18 protein-coding genes are annotated in these 18,332 nt (G+C 39.5%); 10 read left to right on the top strand and 8 right to left on the bottom strand.

The annotated features are described in order from the left end of the window. Positions 1-65: 65 nt before the first annotated feature. Both ACHJH3_RS04185 and ACHJH3_RS04190 read left to right on the top strand, forming a co-directional pair. The gene (locus ACHJH3_RS04185) at positions 66-1,535 is read left to right on the top strand and encodes an NAD(P)/FAD-dependent oxidoreductase (RefSeq protein ID WP_407063708.1); all 1,470 of its coding nucleotides are present in this window, start codon (positions 66-68) and stop codon (positions 1,533-1,535) included. Between the two features lie 50 nt (positions 1,536-1,585). Continuing rightward, entirely contained in the window at positions 1,586-2,800 is a 1,215-nt protein-coding gene (locus tag ACHJH3_RS04190; RefSeq protein WP_407063709.1) for a rhodanese-like domain-containing protein, read from the top strand. A 64-nt stretch (positions 2,801-2,864) separates the two neighbouring features. On the opposite strand, the gene ACHJH3_RS04195 is transcribed toward ACHJH3_RS04190, so the two are convergent. The 5 genes from ACHJH3_RS04195 to ACHJH3_RS04215 all read right to left on the bottom strand — a co-directional run bounded on the left by ACHJH3_RS04195 (position 2,865) and on the right by ACHJH3_RS04215 (position 7,898). Beyond that, a complete protein-coding gene (locus tag ACHJH3_RS04195) occupies positions 2,865-3,824 on the bottom strand; it encodes an ArsA family ATPase (RefSeq protein ID WP_407063710.1) in 960 nt (319 codons plus the stop codon). Then, the gene (locus tag ACHJH3_RS04200) at positions 3,824-4,081 is read right to left on the bottom strand and encodes a cory-CC-star protein (RefSeq protein ID WP_172199079.1); all 258 of its coding nucleotides are present in this window, start codon (positions 4,079-4,081) and stop codon (positions 3,824-3,826) included. Before ACHJH3_RS04200 ends, ACHJH3_RS04195 begins: the two co-directional genes overlap by 1 nt. Next, on the bottom strand, positions 4,078-5,739 hold the full coding sequence (locus tag ACHJH3_RS04205) for a carbon starvation CstA family protein (RefSeq protein ID WP_407063711.1): 1,662 nt from the start codon (positions 5,737-5,739) through the stop codon (positions 4,078-4,080). The genes ACHJH3_RS04200 and ACHJH3_RS04205 overlap by 4 nt, the downstream gene beginning before the upstream one ends. 233 nt (positions 5,740-5,972) lie before the next feature. Beyond that, positions 5,973-6,464: an ankyrin repeat domain-containing protein gene (locus ACHJH3_RS04210; RefSeq protein WP_169973802.1), complete on the bottom strand. Its 492-nt coding sequence runs from the start codon at positions 6,462-6,464 to the stop codon at positions 5,973-5,975. 3 nt (positions 6,465-6,467) lie between these two features. Then, the gene (locus tag ACHJH3_RS04215; protein ID WP_407063712.1) at positions 6,468-7,898 is read right to left on the bottom strand and encodes a catalase; all 1,431 of its coding nucleotides are present in this window, start codon (positions 7,896-7,898) and stop codon (positions 6,468-6,470) included. Between the two features lie 383 nt (positions 7,899-8,281). Between ACHJH3_RS04215 and ACHJH3_RS04220 the strand changes: the two genes are divergently transcribed. From ACHJH3_RS04220 to ACHJH3_RS04255, 8 genes are read left to right on the top strand one after another with little or no spacing between them, the layout of a single operon-like run. Further along, the gene (locus tag ACHJH3_RS04220; protein WP_407063713.1) at positions 8,282-10,231 is read left to right on the top strand and encodes a BCCT family transporter; all 1,950 of its coding nucleotides are present in this window, start codon (positions 8,282-8,284) and stop codon (positions 10,229-10,231) included. Between the two features lie 53 nt (positions 10,232-10,284). Then, positions 10,285-11,658 (top strand): sodium-dependent transporter, encoded by a 1,374-nt coding sequence (locus tag ACHJH3_RS04225; protein ID WP_407063714.1) that lies wholly within the window; start codon positions 10,285-10,287, stop codon positions 11,656-11,658. A gap of 55 nt (positions 11,659-11,713) precedes the next feature. Next, positions 11,714-12,919 (top strand): M48 family metallopeptidase, encoded by a 1,206-nt coding sequence (locus ACHJH3_RS04230; protein ID WP_407063715.1) that lies wholly within the window; start codon positions 11,714-11,716, stop codon positions 12,917-12,919. After that, positions 12,906-13,727, top strand: a complete 822-nt coding sequence (gene prmC, locus ACHJH3_RS04235; RefSeq protein ID WP_407063716.1) for a peptide chain release factor N(5)-glutamine methyltransferase — start codon at positions 12,906-12,908, stop codon at positions 13,725-13,727. The genes ACHJH3_RS04230 and prmC overlap by 14 nt, the downstream gene beginning before the upstream one ends. Positions 13,728-13,736: 9 nt before the next feature. Continuing rightward, complete coding sequence (locus ACHJH3_RS04240) at positions 13,737-14,207, top strand: DUF4149 domain-containing protein (protein WP_407063717.1); 471 nt, start codon at positions 13,737-13,739, stop codon at positions 14,205-14,207. Positions 14,208-14,216: 9 nt separating this feature from the next. After that, positions 14,217-14,999 carry a threonine/serine exporter family protein gene (locus ACHJH3_RS04245; RefSeq protein WP_407063718.1) on the top strand — a complete coding sequence of 261 codons (783 nt, stop codon included), beginning with the start codon at positions 14,217-14,219 and terminating at the stop codon, positions 14,997-14,999. Beyond that, complete coding sequence (locus ACHJH3_RS04250) at positions 14,992-15,534, top strand: threonine/serine exporter family protein (RefSeq protein ID WP_407063719.1); 543 nt, start codon at positions 14,992-14,994, stop codon at positions 15,532-15,534. The genes ACHJH3_RS04245 and ACHJH3_RS04250 overlap by 8 nt, the downstream gene beginning before the upstream one ends. After that, positions 15,531-15,932: a YbgC/FadM family acyl-CoA thioesterase gene (locus ACHJH3_RS04255; RefSeq protein ID WP_407063720.1), complete on the top strand. Its 402-nt coding sequence runs from the start codon at positions 15,531-15,533 to the stop codon at positions 15,930-15,932. Before ACHJH3_RS04250 ends, ACHJH3_RS04255 begins: the two co-directional genes overlap by 4 nt. Here ACHJH3_RS04255 and ACHJH3_RS04260 read toward each other — a convergent pair. Genes ACHJH3_RS04260 through ACHJH3_RS04270 form a run of 3 tightly spaced genes read right to left on the bottom strand, consistent with a single transcriptional unit; the run spans position 15,907 to position 18,302 of the window. Continuing rightward, positions 15,907-17,115, bottom strand: coding sequence for a hypothetical protein (locus ACHJH3_RS04260; protein WP_407063721.1), 1,209 nt, complete (start codon positions 17,113-17,115; stop codon positions 15,907-15,909). The two genes, ACHJH3_RS04255 and ACHJH3_RS04260, sit on opposite strands and share 26 nt — an antisense overlap. Beyond that, the gene (locus ACHJH3_RS04265) at positions 17,112-17,774 is read right to left on the bottom strand and encodes a uracil-DNA glycosylase (protein WP_407063722.1); all 663 of its coding nucleotides are present in this window, start codon (positions 17,772-17,774) and stop codon (positions 17,112-17,114) included. Before ACHJH3_RS04265 ends, ACHJH3_RS04260 begins: the two co-directional genes overlap by 4 nt. A 39-nt stretch (positions 17,775-17,813) precedes the next feature. Further along, positions 17,814-18,302 (bottom strand): GNAT family N-acetyltransferase, encoded by a 489-nt coding sequence (locus ACHJH3_RS04270; protein ID WP_407063723.1) that lies wholly within the window; start codon positions 18,300-18,302, stop codon positions 17,814-17,816. Positions 18,303-18,332: the final 30 nt, after the last annotated feature.

Below are 18,332 nucleotides of genomic sequence, written 5' to 3' on the forward strand. Positions count from 1 at the left end.
GCTGCACGATTATCACGTGATATTTGCAAAGTTAAATTCGATAAAACCTTCAATAAAGGAGCGAAATGGACACAAATAAAATTATTGACGAAGCGTTAAAAGAGCTTGAAAAAGAAGGATGTAAGATAAGTCGTCGTGATGCAATTAAACTTCTTGCCATGTCGCCCATAGCGGCAAGTGCGATAGCAGGTACCGTAGCACCGACTAAAGCCGAAGCCGCCTCATCGGCTACGGGCAAAATCGTAATAGTAGGAGGCGGACTATCGGGTATCGCCACCGCTGCAAAATTATCCAAAAGACTTAAAAACCCCGATATAACGGTTATAGAGCCAAACCCTATATCAGTATCGTATCAAGCGGGACAGACTTTAGTAGCCGCAGGGGTGTATGAAAAGAGCGATATCATATACGAAACAAAAGATTATATGCCCGATGATGTTACTTGGATACAAAAAGCCGCTAAAAATTTTGATCCGCAAAATAACAAAGTGATCCTGGATGACGACTCCGAGGTGGATTATGACTATCTTGTAGTTGCGATGGGCGTTACGCTTAATTATGCAGGCATTGAAGGGCTTGAAGGCGAGATAACTACGCTTGGAGATAGCTCTTCGGTTCGTCAAAAAATCGGCAAAAACGGTGTTCATTCTCTTTATTTCGCAGACGGTTCGGTAGATACTTATAAAGGAATTGAAGAGATTATAAAAAAGGCGAAAAATATAAAAGGAGATGAAAAACTCCAGCTTATCTTTACGGACTCTCCGACAGCGGTTAAGTGCGGAGGAGCTCCAAAAAAGATAATGTATATAGCCAACGATCTTATTACTAAGGCTAAGGTGCGAGATAAGGTTGAAATTTTGTTTTATACCAATAGTGATAAGCTATTTGGAGTGCCCGAGTATGCGCAAGCTATACAGGAGCAATTTACTAAGCGCGATTTTAAGTGGGAATTTAACACTAGGCTAGTTGCCGTAGATACCGTAAATCAAACCGCTACCTTGGAAAAAACATGGACGGAAAAGGGCGAGTGGGATAAGGATTTAGAAGAGTATGAGATGATAAAAAAGAGCGAGAGATTTACTAAGAAATTTGACTTTTTACATATCACTCCGCCACAAAAAGCGCCTGATGCTGTCGGTAAATCACAGCTTGGATCGCCTGCTAGTTGGGTTCCTGTGAATAAAGAAACGCTTCAGCATATAGCTTATGCAAATGTATTTGCACTTGGGGATTGTGCTGCGGTACCTCTTGGTAAGACCGGAGGAAGTGCAAGAAAGCAGTATCAAGTCGTAGTTGAAAATTTAATCAGCGTCATGGAGAAAAAAGATAAGCTTACCGCCAAATATGACGGATATACGGTTTGTCCTTTTATCACTAGTATAGGCACTGTAATGTTTGCCGAATTTGACTGGTCGGGCAAGCCTGCGCCGTCATTTCCTCTTGATCCTACTAAGGAGCGCTGGCTGATGTGGATACTCAAAGTCTATCTGATGAAGCCTATGATATATTACGGTATGTTGCCGGGTAGAATTTAGTGTGTATAAAGTAAGAAAATTTATATCAAATTTATAAAAAGGAGAGATATATGCGTTTAAGTTTTGTTGGTGCGGTTGCGCTTACTACGGCTTTGTTATTTACCGGATGTGCAACTACGAGCGGCACTTCAGCCGTAGCTACCGAGGCTATAGCTACTAAGCCTTCCGACGCCGTTTCGGCGCTTATCAAAAAGCATAATTTGGAAGTTGTTGATTACAAATATGCTCGTTCAAAATTAGGCAGCGGTATGAGAGGGGCTACCGATGCGCTTTTTATAGACTCAAGACCTGATAGGCACTATAATGCAGGCACGATTCCGTCAAGTATCCAAATTCACGATACTGAATTTAAAGAGCATGTAAAAAGGATAGATGGCACACCAAAAGATAAAGAGATAATAGTATTTTGTCAAGGATGGGACTGCTCAAAAAGTACGAAAGTAGCTGCAATGCTTAAAGAGATGGGATATAAAAATGTAAAACTATATCAAGCAGGCTTTCCCGAGTGGTCTAAAAAAGATTATGTAGAAATTACAACAGCCGTGGTTAAAAATGCCTTTGACACAAATTCAGCGCTTTTGATAGATGCTAGACCTTATGCGAAATTTCTTGCGGAGAGTATACCAGGAGCCATATCTATAAACGATAGCGATATAGAAGCTCTAAAAGGCAGGTTTCCCGTAGATAAAAACACTAATATCATCACTTTTTGTCAAGGTTATGACTGCAAAAAATCACACGTAGTTGCTCAGAAATTAATAGAGCTTGGATACACCAAGGTATCTAACTACTCGGCAGGTCTTCCTTCTTGGAAAGATTCAGGATTAAAAACCACTAAGGGCGGTGAAGAAAAATTAGTATCAAGCGGAGCCGTTACAAAGCTTAGCAAGCCTTTTATGGGACCTGTTAAAAAAGGACTTGATGAGGGTTCTGTGGATCCTGAGTGGTTTTTGCAAAACTATAAAAATCTACCTGCGGGCGTTAAGATAGTGGATGTAAGAAGAAGCGATGAAAGAGCGGCAGGACATATACCAGGTTCTATTCATGTATCGATAGAAGAAAATGACGATAAAGAATTTTTGGCTAAGTTGCCGGATTCTTATGTGATCTTTCACTGCTCGGCAGGCGGACGCTCTCTTGAAGCGCAAGCAAAGGCTAAAAAGGGAGGCTTTTTAAAGGGTGTTTATCTTGACTCAACCGTTAAGTGCAAAGGAAACGAGTGCATATTTACACCAAATGAGCCTTTAGATCCTACCGACTGGTAAAATTTGATATTCAGCCGTAAATTTATTACGGCTGAAATTATTAAAACTTAAGCTTCAAATTTGTTTAAAGCCTATCTTCAAATTTTAAATTCGCAAGTTTATCCACGCTTCTTAAATCCTCTTTGCTCAGCATGACATAAAATTTCTTTGTGTTTGGTAGGGCGCTATGAAATTTAGCCAAAATTTCATCTTGCTTTTTGATCTGAGCTTGCCAAAAGCTATCGGTTTGGGCTTGAGGTATGATTTGATTTATAAAAATTCCTCCGACTTTTATGCCGAATTTCTCTAAAGTTTCGTTTGCGCGCAGTGTTTCAAAAAGAGGCAGAGCTTGAGGTATCATAACTAGATAAATCGAAGTTAGGCTAGGATCTTTTAGCGTTTGATTTGCTTCATTAAAGAGTTTTTTACGCTCATCAAGACGCTTTAATGCTTGCTGCCATCTTAGCTCTTTGCTTGGTGCAAACGGATTGTGTTCGTAGGTTTCTTTCTTTTGCCAAAAGACTTTAGCGGCGTCGGCTACTTTTTCGCGATCCTTTTGGTGTCTCATAAGCCCTTCGCTCCACGCCGACATAATGCTAGGCATGGATAAAAGCCTGATCGTATGTCCCGTAGGAGCAGTATCAAATACGATATGATCGTAATCTTTTCTGTCAGTAATAAGCTTACATACTTTTTCAAGAAGTGCGGCTTCCTGAGCTCCCGGAGTGTCTTTAGAAAGCTCTAAATGCTGCTTTATCTTAGCAAACATCTCCGGCTTTGAGTAAGTCTTTAGCGTCTCTTCGATGTTTTTGAAGTGTTCGTTTGTGATAAGGGTCGGATCAAGCTCAAGAGCGTCTAAATTTGCACTTACGTTTTTTATCTTGTTGCTTAGCTTTACATCAAGCGCATCGGCTAGACTGTGAGCCGGATCGGTTGATATGATGAGTGTTTTTTTGCCGCTTGTAGCTAGCTTGGAAGCTATCGAGGCAGAGATGGTTGTTTTACCGACTCCGCCTTTTCCTCCTATAAATAAAATAGGTGTCATCAGCAACACCCAAAGTGCTCAATCGGGGAGCTTTGCATACCCATACGTTTATGCCATGCGTGAAATTCCTCAAGCAAAAACGGCAAAGTTTCTATGGTATAAAACGAAACCGGATTTTCTATGCCGAGGCTTTCTGCAAAAACCATCAGCATAAAAAAATCGTTTTCTTCTTGATAGCTCTTTGTTAGAGCGCTTCTATAAGGGGCGTTGTAGTATTCGCTAAGCCCCTCTAAAAACGCCTTTATCTGCTCTTTCATTTGCTTTTAAATTCTTTTTTAAGTACAGAAAAGCTTTCTAGGCAGACTAAGATCGTAGCGCCTAAAATGATACAATCAAGCGTTATAAGTAGCCAGTTGCTCTTGTTGTAAAAGTCCACAAGCTGAAGCAGTAAACCTACAAAAGTAACCGAAAGTAAGAAAACAAGCGGTATAAGAGTGTATCTGATAGCACCTTTTTGTCTTAGTATCATAACGGTAATTATAAGCAGAGAAAGACCCGCCATAAGCTGGTTTGTGGTGCCAAATAACGGCCATATGATCATGCCTCCCTTGCCGTCGATACCGCCTGCGCCAAATGCTAAAAGCAAGCACGAGCCTACTGCAAAAAGAGTAGCAACCTTGCCGTTTTTTAAGAAATTTAAGTTATAGACTTCACCCCACTCTTGAAAGATGTATCTTTGAAGTCTTACGCCCGTATCCATAGTAGTTCCTGCAAATAAAGCCGCCATAACCGTTAGCATCGTTGCTGAAATTTCAGGGCTTAGTCCGATACCTTGGCTCAAAATTCTTCCGCCACCGTCGATAAATGCTCCTATGCCGCCCTTGCCAAACGAGCTATATACGCCTTCCCATTCCGCCAAGCTTGCAAAGCCCGCAGTCGCCGCAAGTATGGCTGCAAGCGCTAGCAGACCCTCTCCGATAGCTCCGAAGTATCCGACAAATCTAGCATCCGTTTCGTTTTTAACCTGTTTTGCCGTAGTTCCGGTTGAAACCAGTCCGTGAAAGCCTGATATCGCACCGCAAGCTATGGTTACAAAAAGTAGCGGAAATAGTGACGGAGTTCCGGCAGGGACGTTTGAGTTAAACGCAGGAGCTACGATATCCGGAGAAACTACTAAAAATGAGAAATAAAGCGCTCCAAGACCGATGAATAGCTGAAGCCCGTTGATGTAGTCTCTTGGTTGAAGAAGCATCCAAACAGGCAAAGTCGAAGCTATGGCTGCATAGATAAATAAAATAACTATCCAAGCGGCATTGGCATCAAGCCCAAGAACCTTATCGGGTAGAGCTAGCGGAACGCTAGGTCCGATAAATATCAGAGCATAAAGCGCAATTACGCCGATGAGTGATACGATAGGAAGGTTAAATTTAAATCTATAAATAGCCTGTCCGATAAAAAACGCAACTACAAGCGCGCCCCAAACAGGAACGACGGATGAAGGAGTTTTTATCATCATTCCTGCTATAACCACGGCAAATACGGCATTTACCATAAGCAAAAGCAAGAATATAACCACCATCATAAGGCTTCTTGCGCGTTTGCTTAGAATTTGCCCTGATATGGTACCTATAGAGTAGCCTTTGTTTCGCACGCTAGCCCAAATTGTGCTCATGTCATGCACGCCCGCAAAAAATATCGTGCCCAAGATAACCCACAAAAACGCAGGCAACCAACCCCAAATAACCGCGATCGCAGGACCTACTATAGGAGCAGCGCCTGCAACTGATGTAAAGTGATGACCCCAAAGGACGAATTTATTTGTCGGGACATAATCAACACCGTCTTCAAATTCTTGCGAAGGGGTTTTGAAATTCGGATCAAGCTTTAAGATCTTTTGAGCGATAAATTTTGAATAGATAAAAAATCCTATCGCAAAAGCACTTAAGCCAACAAAGAGTAAAACCAAAGAATTCATCTTGTATCCTTAATTTTGGCATATTTAAAAATTATATTTAAAAAGGCTTAAAGGTTGCTGTTTGGATTATAAATTTAATAATATTTATATTTTTTATATGTTTTAATGTTTCAAAATGAGACTAATTTATTAAATTTTAGTTTAGATAATGTGAATTTTAGGGTGTAAATTTGTATAAATAGCCGTATTGAGCAAAGAATCAAGAGAGCCGAAGCTCTCTTGAGAGGAGGATGTTATGAAGCTTTTTTACCAAAAATAGAGAGCAAATTTGAGCCTATTTTTGCTATTAGGCTTGGTTTTTTATTTACGCTTAGCAGATATTTTGCCACTTCGCTTCTACCAAACATCACGGCAAAAGTGTGAGGCGTAGCTCCCATACCGTTGTTTGCGTTTATGTCCGCACCCGCTTCAACTAGAGCCTTTACCACATCTAAGTATCCCTTAAATGCAGCTCCCGCAAGGGGAGTTTGCCCTCTGTCGTTTCTTTCATCTACTAGTGCGCCGTTTGCTATTAGCATTTTTACGGTATTTATGGAGTTATTATAGCTTGCAAGCATTAAGAGTGTATCGCCTTTAGCGGATTTTAAATTCACACTAAGTCCCGCTTTTATCATCTTTTCAAGCTCGCTTGCTTCGTCTTTTCTAGCAAAATCAAGCGCCATGAGGCAAAGTTCGTTATACCTTGCCTCTTCTTCTTTGCTAATCTCTAAATTTCTATCACTCATAACTTATTTCTTAAGTGCGGCTTTAACGCCTGCTGCATAAGCCGGTGAAATTTTCTCAAAATGTCCAAGTGCGCGCTCAACTATGAAGTCGCTTACTCCGCACATACTCTCTGCTATATTGTTAAATAGCTGAGATTTTTGAGAGTCGTTCATTAGGTTAAACAGATCTCTTGGTTGGCTGTAGTAATCGCTATCCTCATCTCTGTGGTTATATCTTTTCATCACGCCTTCAAGCTGCATATCAGGCTCTAGGAAATCAGCGTTTTCTTTAGCACCGCCAAAGCTGTTTGGTTCGTAGTAAGCCTTGTCTTCGATCTCGTACATGCCGTTATTCATAGCGCCGCCAACTGTATAAGTACCTATCTCGTTTATAGGTTGATTAACTTTAAGCTGTGCGTAGTGAGTTCCGATTCTGTATCTTTGAGCGTCAGGATAGCTGAAAATTCTAGCTTGAAGCATCTTATCAGGGCTAAAGCTGATGCCAGGAACTATGTTTGACGGGCTAAATGCCGCTTGCTCAACTTCGTTGAAGTAGTTTTTAGGGTTTTCATTCAGAGTCATAACGCCTACTTCAATAAGTGGAAAATCTTTATGAGACCATGTTTTTGTTAAGTCAAACGGGCTGAAAGGTAGCTTTTTAGCTTGCTCGTCAGTCATTATTTGGATCTTGAAATCCCAGCTTGGGAAATTGCCTTTTTCTATATTTTCGTATAGATCTCTTTGGTGGCTCTCTCTGTCGTTTGCAACGATATCAGCCGCTTCTTTGTTAGTTAAATTTTTAATTCCTTGGCGTGATTTGAAGTGGAATTTTACCCAAAATCTCTCGCCGTCTTTGTTGATTAGGCTATAAGTATGGCTTCCAAATCCATGCATAGTTCTGTAGCTCGCAGGAATTCCTCTATCGCTCATTAGGATTGTTACTTGGTGAAGTGTTTCGGGGCTTAAGCTCCAAAAATCCCATGCCGCTTCGTTTGAGCGTAGGTGTGTGCGAGGATCTCTCTTTTGAGTATGGATGAAATCAGGAAATTTGTAAGCATCTCTTAAGAAAAATATAGGAGTGTTGTTTCCTACTAAGTCCCAGTTACCTTCTTTTGTGTAAAATTTGATCGCAAATCCTCTTACGTCGCGCTCCGCATCTGCAGCTCCCGCTTCGCCTGCAACTGTTGAAAAGCGTAAAAATAGCTTTGTTTTCTCGCCTTTTTGAAGAACTTTAGCCTTTGTATATTTAGATATGTCGTTAGTTATCTCAAGTACGCCGTATGCACCGCTACCTTTAGCGTGAACAGTTCTTTCAGGGATTCTCTCTCTGTTTTGGTGAGCAAGTTTTTCGATTAGTTGATAATCTTGCATCATAACGCCGCCACGAGCACCTGCCGTTAGCGAGTTTTGGTTGTCGGCGATTGGATTGCCTGAAGTGGTTGTTAGTTGTCTCATAATTTTTTCCTTTTAATAAAATTTATTATTTCGGAATTATACTTATTTAAAATAAAATATTTCTTAAATAATAAAAAATATTGATTAGAATTTCAAAAATTTCAAATTTTACAAATCTAAGGATTGAAATTTAAAGCCGCTAAATTTAATTTATATCATAAAAACAGAGCCTAAAAGCAAAATTTGGAAATTTATACAAATTCAAATTTGTATCGCTTCTAAAAAGACTTTATAAAACTCTTTATCAAAATTTGGCGGAATGAAATTTGGCTGTTACTTTCCCTAAATTTAAGGATTTAATACGATTTACATTTATAATTTATTTGACTTATTTACAAAATTCAAGTAAGTTAAAAGCAAGCTTAAAATAAACAAGGAGATTTATGACCTTTATAAAAAACTCGAAATTTAACACATCCGTATTTTATCCATCCGTATTTATCATATTTATGATTGCTATTTTTTCTGTTGTTTTTCCTGAGAAATCAAGCGAATTTTTTAAATCCATGCAGGATTTCATCACTATCAAATTTGGTTGGTTTTATGTGCTTGCTATCGCCATTATCGTGCTTTGTGTTATTATGCTGGGATTTAGCAAATTTGGAGATATAAAGCTAGGAGCCGATCACTCAAAGCCCGAATATGCGAATTTATCTTGGTTTGGCATGCTGTTTGCCGCGGGTATGGGTATAGGGCTTGTGTTTTTTGGCGTGAGCGAACCGCTTATGCACTATCTTAACCCACCCGTCGGAGAGCCTAAAAGCATGGAGGCTGCCAAGCTTGCCATGAATATCACTTTCTTTCACTGGGGTGTTGGTGCTTGGGCTACCTACGCTATTGTCGCGCTTATACTTGCATTTTTTGCGTATAGACACAACCTTCCTCTTACTCTTAGATCGGCGTTTTATCCGCTTATAGGCGAGAGAATTTACGGCAAGATTGGAGATGTAATAGACGTTTTTGCAGTAGTTGCGACACTTTTTGGAGTGGCTACCTCTCTTGGATATGGAGTCGTGCAGGTAAATGCCGGGCTTACTCACGTATTCGGAGCTCCTAGCATGCATATAACTTTGCTTGTAGTGTTATGTCTGCTGGCTACCGTTTCAGCGGCAAGCGGAGTGGATAAGGGCATAAAAATTCTTTCAAATTCAAACATCATCATGGCTATTATATTTATGCTTTTTATATTGTTTTTGGGAAATACCACCGATCTTCTTCAAAGGCTCGTTCAAAACAGCGGCAACTACGTATCCACGCTTATCTCAAATACCTTTAACCTCTACGCGTATCAAAAAGCAAACAGCTCTTGGCTTGGCGGTTGGACGCTTCTTTACTGGGCATGGTGGCTCTCTTGGTCGCCTTTTGTAGGGCTTTTTATCGCTAGGATTTCAAAGGGCAGAACGATAAGAGAGTTTGTCGTAGGAGCACTTTTGGTGCCTACGGGATTTACCTTTATGTGGATGACTTTCTTTGGAAACAGCGCGATAACTCTTGTTCAAAGCGGATTTACTGAACTTGCCGAAGCTGCAAATTCAAACACCGCATCGGCTCTTTTTATGTTTTTAGATAGCTTTAAATTTTCAAGTCTGCTCGGCACTATAGCTGTGCTTATGATAGCTATATTTTTCATCACTTCGGCTGACTCTGCGGCGATGATTATGAATATGCTTTGTTCAAACGGCAAGGACAAAACTCCTCTTTGGCAGAAAATTTTCTGGGGAGCGGCGATTGGCGTTGTATCTTGCTTTCTTATGCTTGGCGGAGGACTAGCCTCGCTTCAAGCTATGACGATAGCTTCCGCACTTCCTTTTACTATTGCGCTTTTGGTAGCTATTTACGGGCTTTTTCAGGCTCTTAGGGTAGATATTATAAAAAAACAAAGCAGAAATTTAGCCAACATGCCCGTTTCTGAGATGTCTAAAACTTGGCAAGAGAGGTTAAAAACGATCATATCGCTACCAAATAAGAAAAACGCGGACAAATTTATAAGCGAGGTTATCGAAAAGGTCTTTGAAGAAGTTAGGGCCGAATTTGAGCAAAACGGACTGAAGGCTAAGATTTTAAAAGACGAAAAGCGAAATTTTATAAATTTGATCGTAGGGCTTGGCGATGAGATGGACTTTAGCTACGGAGTAAAGCTGGTTAGAATGGAAAGCCCTGATTACACCAGAGCTCTTGAAGGAGATGATTTGTATTACAGAGCCGAAGTGTTTTTAAAAGAGGGCGGACAAGACTATGATATACTCGGCTGGAGCGAGGCTACTATCATAAACGACATCGTTGAGCAGTACCGCAAACACATGCAGTTTTTGCATACGATTAGGGGCGTGTAGGCTTAAATTTAAGTAAATTTTTATATAATCACCCTTTTTTTGAAGGATGATTTATGAAAAGAGGATCTTGGAGCTCAAGACTTACTTATATACTTGCTATTGCGGGCGCTACGGTCGGTTTTGGCGCGACTTGGCGGTTTCCTTATCTGGTCGGTCAAAACGGAGGCGGGGCGTATGTGCTTACCTTTTGTATAGCTATGATCGTCATAGGAATTCCGATGATCTTGGTTGAAAACGCTATCGGAAGACGCCTTAAAGTAAATGTCATAGACTCTTTTAGCGGTGTTGCAAACGGTAAAAAGATAGCCAAAATTTGGCGAGCGGCAGGTTATATGAGCTTGGCGGGAGCCTTTGGGATAATGGCTTATTATATGGTTATAGGCGGCTGGGTGCTAAATTATATAGCGCAAATTTTATTTGGGTCGCTTGATCTTGCAAAAGTTGTTGATTTTGCCACGACAAGTGCGTTTTATGAGCAAAATATCGTAAATAATCCTTTTGCAGTCGGCTTTGCTACCTTGGTTTTTGTTATGGTAAATTACATCATCTTAACTCAAGGCGCGGTTGAAGGGATCGAAAAGGCCGCTAAGTATCTCATGCCGATACTCTTTTTGCTTATGATTACAATGGTGGTTAAAAACATAACTCTTGAAGGAGCTATGGAAGGGATTAAATTTTATCTCACGCCTGATTTTTCAAAGATCAGCATGAAGCTTTTTATAGATGTTCTTGGGCAGGTGTTTTTTGCGCTTTCGCTTGGATTTGGTGTGATGATAACGCTTTCTAGTTTTGTTAAAAAGGACGAAGCGCTGGTTAAAATTTCGGTGATAACTGGAATTTTAAACACCGTTATAGCCGTGCTTGCAGGATTTATGATATTTCCTTCGCTTTTTAGCTTCGGAGTAACGCCTGATAGCGGGCCAAGCCTTGTGTTTAAAAGCCTCCCGATAGTATTTTCGCACATGCCGTTTGGAGGCGTTTTTGCGGTTACGTTTTTTACATTGCTTATGATAGCGGCTCTTACTACTTCGCTTCCTATTTATGAAGTGCTTATAACCACACTTCAAGAAAAGATGAAAATAGATCGCAAAAAAGCGATTTTGATAGTGCTAGCGGCTATTTTTGTGCTTGGAAATTTACCTTCTTTGATGGCTACGAATTTGCTAAGCGAAGTAAAAATTTTCGGTAAAAATATTTTTGATGCTTATGATGCCATAAGTGCGACGATATTTTTCGTGCTTACGTCTTTACTTTGTGCGATATTTGTCGGCTGGGTTTTAAAGGATGAGGCGAAGGCTGAAATTTTACAAGGAAGCGAAAATCACAAAAAGATAATCAACTTATGGTTTTTGTATGTAAAATATATAATTCCGTTTGTGATTTTGATCGTTTTTGCAAGCAGTTTTTACGACAATTTTTTGAAATGATTTACTAAATTTTGATAGTATTTTGCAAAATTTATAATTTATAATAAGGAAATAGATGTTTAATCTTTTAATAACTATATTTTTTATATACACTTTAGTTAAAATTTATCTGGCGTTTTTGCAGATAAATTTTATAGCTAAAGAGAGTAGGGCTAAAGCCGTCGTGCTTAGCGAGGAAGAGTATAAAAGTGCGGCTAAAATAGCTATCGCAAACCAAAAATTTCAGATAGCAAGCCTTGTTTATCATTTGGGTATATTTATGATTTGGGCGTTTTGGGGGCTTAAATTTTTAGCAGATATCACGCTTAAAGGCGGCTCTGTAAGCGAAAATATCATCTTTGTGATGAGCTTCATAATTATATCCTCCATTCTTGAGTTGCCGTTTGGAATATATGAAACCTTTGTCAAGGATAAAAAGCACGGATTTTCAAACACGACTCCAAAAATTTTTATAATGGACACTATAAAAGCTCTTGCCTTAACTCTTGTTTTCGGCTCGCTTTTTGTCTGGCTTATCTTGCTTTGTATCGATTTTTTGGGCGAGCTTTGGTGGTTGTGGGCTTTTTCTCTTAGCTTTGTGATAGTTTTAATGATAAATTTGATCTATCCGACTATAATCGCACCTCTTTTTAACAAGATGCAACCTCTTGAAGAAGGCGAGCTTAAAAGCTCTATAGAAGGATTGCTTGATAGCTGCGGATTTAAGAGTAGCGGTGTATTTAGTATGGACGCAAGCAAGCGAGATAACAGGCTAAATGCTTACTTTGGCGGACTTGGAGCGACAAAGCGCGTGGTGCTTTTTGACACGCTTATAAAAAAGCTTAGCCTAGATGAGATAATCGCCGTTTTGGGTCATGAATTAGGACACTTTAAGCATAAGGATCTATTTAAGATGATAGCTCTTAGCGCCGTGATGCTACTTGCGATGTTTGCTCTGTTTGGAAACATTCCTGCGTCTGCATATAACGCGCTTGGGCTTGAGAAAGAGGGCGGAGCGATAATCGTATTTATGCTTCTTTTCTCGCCGATTTTTAGCTTCGTTTTTAGCCCGGCTATCTCGGCAGTAAGCAGAAAGAACGAGTTTGGCGCGGATAAATTCGGTGCAAGCGTAAAGAGTAAAGATGACATGATAAGTGCGCTTAAGAAGCTGGCTAGCGAAAATAGAGCTTTCCCTAAGGCGCATCCTGCTTATGCTTTTATCTATCACTCGCATCCTAGTCTTTATGAGCGTATAAATGAGTTAAAAAATGAGAATAGATGAGGCGCTAAAAGAGGCGAGCGCTCAAATTTCATCTTTATGCGACAATCCCGCAAGAGTTGCTAAAATTTTGCTTATGTATCATCTTGGCGTGAGCATAGAGTGGGTGTTTTTAAATTTAAGCAAAGAGCTTGAAGGTAAGGATGAGTATTTCGCCCTTATTGATAGGTTTGCCTCTTGCGAGCCGCTTGAGTATATAACCGGTAAAGCGGGCTTTTACGTGCTTGAATTTTTAGTTGAAAATGGAGTTTTAATCCCTCGTCCCGAGACTGAAATTTTGGTTGAAAAATCGCTTGAAATTTTACGCGAATTTAACGCTCCAAAAGTTTGCGAGATAGGCGTTGGAAGCGGGATTGTAAGTGTATGCTTGGCACTTAATTCAAACGCCTTGATAACGGCAACCGATATAAATGAAAAAGCTTTAAGGTTAGCGCATAAAAATGCCGTTAAATTCGGTGTAGAAAAGCGCATAAATTTTATTCATTGCGCGTATATGGACGAGGCTTGGGGCGAATTTGATCTAGTCGTTTCAAATCCGCCTTATATAGCAGACGGCTATAAGCTTAGTAAATTCGTGCTAAATGAGCCGCATGAGGCGCTATTTGGCGGTAAAAACGGCGATGAAATTTTAAAAAACATCATCTTGCAAGCAAGAAATCGTAATGTAAAAAATCTCGTTTGCGAGATGGGCTACGATCAAAAAGAAAGTATGGCAAAAGCCCTTGAGATAAACCGATTTGAGGCTAAATTTTATAAGGATTTGGCGGGTTTTGACAGGGGATTTGTCGCCAAATTCAAATATCAAATTTAAAGGAAAAATATGAAAGGTTTATATCTTTTGCTTTTAGCGGCTCTAATCGGCATAGAAATTTCAATAGGAGCTTTTATCGCGCCTACGCTTTTTTATCCGCAGAGTATCATAGGAGAGGGCGTTTTGACACATTTTCAAAGCGGACTTTTGATGACAAATATATTTGTAAAATTTAACTACGTTTTAATCGTGGTTGCGATTTTGGCACTTGTTTACGAGCTTTTTGCGCTTAGAAGCGATGTTAAGTTTGCTCTAAAATTCAGCTCTTTTATGCTCGCACTTATAAATTTTGCTCTGGCTACATCTTTTGTCTTTTATTTTACTCCTTACGTGCTAAACGCGCAGGCTTTGGGTGAAGCTGGAACCACGACACCTGAGTTTTTTCAGATGCATAAGGCAAGCGAGCTTGTGATGAAAGTAATGATGGTTGCTCAGCTTTTGCTCTTTTTTATCAAATTTCCACGCGCAAAAGAGGCTTAAGGCAAATTTATGCAAGAAAAGCCCGATATCCAAGAGGTGACTGATTTTTTGATTGACTACGCGGCAAAGATGCTAAGCATAGGCACTTACACTGCTCGCATAGACCGCTGCGTAAGCAGGATAGCGCGCGCTTACGGATACGACGTGAGCCTTACTATATTTGTAAAGCACTTTACTATAAGCGTGATGGATCCAAATGATAATTCGATCCGCCGAACATACGTAAAATCAAGCGCTACAATGCCTATCAGCTTTAACCTTATATCCGAGCTGAGCGCTCTTAGCTGGCAAATTTATGACGAGCAAATTTCGCTTAAAAGAGCAAGAAGCTTTTTTAATGAGATCATAAGCCACACTAAGCGAAATTTCGGCATATCGCTTATCTTGATGAGTTTTGCAAATTCGGCTTTTTGCAAGCTCTTTGGCGGAGATATAGGCTCGATGGCAAGTGTTTTTGTGGCTACTTTTATCGGATTTTATCTAAGACATCTGTTTAGTAAATTTGGCATAAATTTAAAAATTCAATACATAATAGTCTCTTTTATCTCGTCTTTTATCGCTTATCTTGGAGTTTATCTTGGAGTTTCAAATACGCCTGACGTGGCGATTGGATCGAGCATTTTGTTTTTGATGCCGGGCGTTTTGCTTATAAATTCGGTCTTTGACATACTCAATGAAAACACGCTCGTTGGCATTAGCAGAGGGCTAAATACAGGGCTTCTTATCATCTGTATCGCAATAGGCGTTTATATGACGATTGCCATTTCAAATATAGAGCTTTTAAATGTTTGATCTCATTTTTTTAACTCTTACAGATGCGTTTTTTGCGGCGATTGCGGGGCTTGGCTTTGCTTATGCAAGCTCTCCTCCGAAACGCACTTTGATCTACTCCGCGGCACTTGCCGCACTTGCTCATGCAAGTAGGTTTATGATGCTAAAGAGTGAAATTTTTTCTATCTCGATCGCTACTCTTTTTGCATCTTTTTTAGTTGGAATTTTGGGGATATTTTTTGCTCACAAACTAAAAGTGCCTGCCGAGATCATAGCTTTTCCAGCGCTTTTGCCGATGGTGCCGGGAATTTACGCTTACAAGAGTATTTTGGCTCTATTTTCTTTTACTAATAGCAGTGAAATTTCTCAAAAGATCACTTATCTAATGCTCTTTTTTGATAATGCGTTAACCACCGTTGCGGTTTCTCTTGCGCTTGGAGTGGGCGTTTCTGTGACGCTTTTGATCTTTTATGAGCAATCTTTAATGGTAACGCGCGGCGCAAGGTGCGATCTAAACACAAAGCAAGAGAAAAATAATTTTAAGGAATGTATATGAAATTTAGAATTTACTACGAAGATACGGACGCTGCGGGCATAGTCTATCACGCTAACTATATCAAATTTTGCGAAAGAGCAAGGAGTGAGGCGTTTTTTAACTCCGATTTAGAGCCTTTTAGTAAGGATGGCTACTTCGTAGTAAGTGAAATTCACGCTAAATTTAAAAAGCCCGCGACACTTGGTGATATGATTGAGGTTAGAAGCAAAGCCGTGCAGGTTAAAAAAGTCTCTATTGTTATTAATCAGCAAATTTATAAAGTCGGAAATTTAAAGAGCGAGTGCGAGCCTGAACTGCTCTTTGAAGCCGATGTGACGGTAGCTTTTATGAACGAAAAGGGCATGGCGAAGATGAGCAAGCAGATGCTTGAGTTTATCTCGTCGCGTCTGCTTGAATAAAGCTTGATTCGCCTGCTTTTAAAATTTTTGTATTGTAAATCACTTGAGAATTTTCTATTCGCTCGCTAAATAGCTTTTGTGCGTTTTGATTTAAGTAGGCGGTGTAGATGTAGTCCATGCCTACGCTTGTGGAGTAGCCGACCCAGTTAAAGTTGATATCTTGGCTTAAAATTTCATTGTTAGAATCAAGCGCCATATCGACATCCGAGAGTGAATTTGCGATATACATATTTGCTCTGTCTTCAGGCTGTGTTAGTTTAAATATACTTGATGAGTAGTTTATCTGAGTGCTTAAAGTATTTGTCGTGTTTATATCATGCAATCTTATTTGAGAGCTTAACATAGAAGCTTTGATTATCGGTGCATTTATTATTATCGTAGTATCGTTTAAATTTTTTACATCACCCATTATTTCTTTTATATCTATATTGTTTCCTTGTAACTCTTTTTCGTAAGCAAGCCCTCCGCCAAGCTCGTCACTATATCTATTTAGACTATTTCCAAGCGCGCTTCCGTCAGAAAATGCAGCAACTTTGCCGTTTGAAAACTCAAGGAGTTTTGCTATCTGGTCTTTATAATCAATGCCTCCAAAGATCAAATTCGCCCTTAAATTTTCCACGCTTGAAATATGTAAAGTAGGCACGTAAGCAAGCATTGAGGAGTCTAAAACGCTATTTAGATAATTAGCTCCCACGGCGGTAAAAGGAGCTATCAGATAGCTTATATTTTCGCTTTTTGCTTTTGCTATGGCTGAGTCAATGGCTCCGGGAGATTCGTTGCCGATGTTGTAAAATTTGACGTCTATATTTGCGTTTTGTCTTATTGTATAGGCAATTACGGAGTTTGCAACGATACCGGCATAGCTTTTTATACTGTTTTCAGGCACTATGATTGCTATTTTAAATTCGGCATCAGCGCTTGGGATAAACATCGGCTCGTTAAAGCCAGCTCCTCCTGTTATCGAGTTAAAAGCTTCGATAACTTCGATGTTCTGGCTTCTTTTATACCTTGCTAAAAAGCTGTGAAGCAGACCGTTTTTTACAAGTTCGAGCAAGCAGGTGTCATTGCATTTAAAAGGCTCTAAATTTATATAAATTTCATGAGCGGGCGGGATGTCCGAGAGCTTTTGACTCTTTGCAAAAAATAACGTAGGCACAAGCAAGATCAGTAATAATTTTTTCATAATAACCCTTTAATGTTTTTTAAGTCTTGTATCAAAGCCTGCTCTTTGCTCGGATTTTTAAGCACCCATGCAGGCGAGTAGGTGGCAAGCAAATTTGAGCTTTTGAATTTCAAAAGATTGCCTCTGATTGATTCAAAGCTCTGTTTTTGTTCGCTTTCGTTAATTAAATTTAAAAATACGTTTTCGCCAAGTGCGACGATGACTTTTGGCGATATTATGTCTATTTGCGACAGCAGATATGGCTTACACAACTCGTAGTTTATTAGGCTAGGAGCTAAATTTGAAGGCGTTTTGCACTTTATCATGCTGGTTACATAAAACTCATCTTTGCTAAGCCCTAAATTTTGCTTAACAAGCGTGCAAAATTTATCTCCCGCGCTTCCTTCAAGATATCTCCCACTCATATCTTCGCTTACGCTTGGAGTATCTGTTATGAACATAACTTTTGAGCTAAGATCGCCACTACCCGTTAAAGCGTGATTTCTGCTCTTGCAAAGCTCGCAGAGGTTGCAATTTTTTATCTGGTTTTCAAGCTCGGTTATATCGGTTGAAACATCGCTATAAATTTGCGAACCAAAGGACGGGTTTATGTATCTATACCCAAAAGCTCTTAGATAGCAAAGCTGTCTTAAAATTTCGTTTTTATCGGCGTAAATCATTGCAAGATATTATCAAAGTATGAGTTAAAACTCAATAAACTATCTTTTATCATCTGCTAAATTCGCCAAACTTTCGCCATCTAGCCTGTATGTGCGCCACTCTTTGGATAGATTTATCGCGCCTAAATTTTCATAAAATTTAATACTAGGCTCGTTCCAGTTCAGACAAGCCCACTCAAGTCTGCTTAAATTTTCCTCTTTGCAAATTTGAGCAAGACGAGCTAAAAATGCCCTGCCTATACCTTTTGCTCGATAGTCTTGCTTTACGTATAAATCCTCTAAATATATCCCGCCTCGTCCTAAAAATGTCGAGAAAGTGTAAAAATAAATTGCGTATCCGACAATATTATTTTCGCTTTTGCATACTAAAATTTGAGCGTAATTTTTATCAAAAATGCAAGAAGCAAACTCATCTTCTTTAAAACTAACGATATGAGATAGTTTCTCATACTCCGCAAGCTCTTTTACCAAGGTGCAAATTAGCTTTATATCCGCTCTGGTTGCTTTTGTGATAGTAAAATTTGACATTAATGAACCTTTAAAATTTTTAAAATTATA

It is taken from the genome of Campylobacter canis, from assembly GCF_045504005.1.
Lineage (GTDB): Bacteria > Campylobacterota > Campylobacteria > Campylobacterales > Campylobacteraceae > Campylobacter_A > Campylobacter_A canis.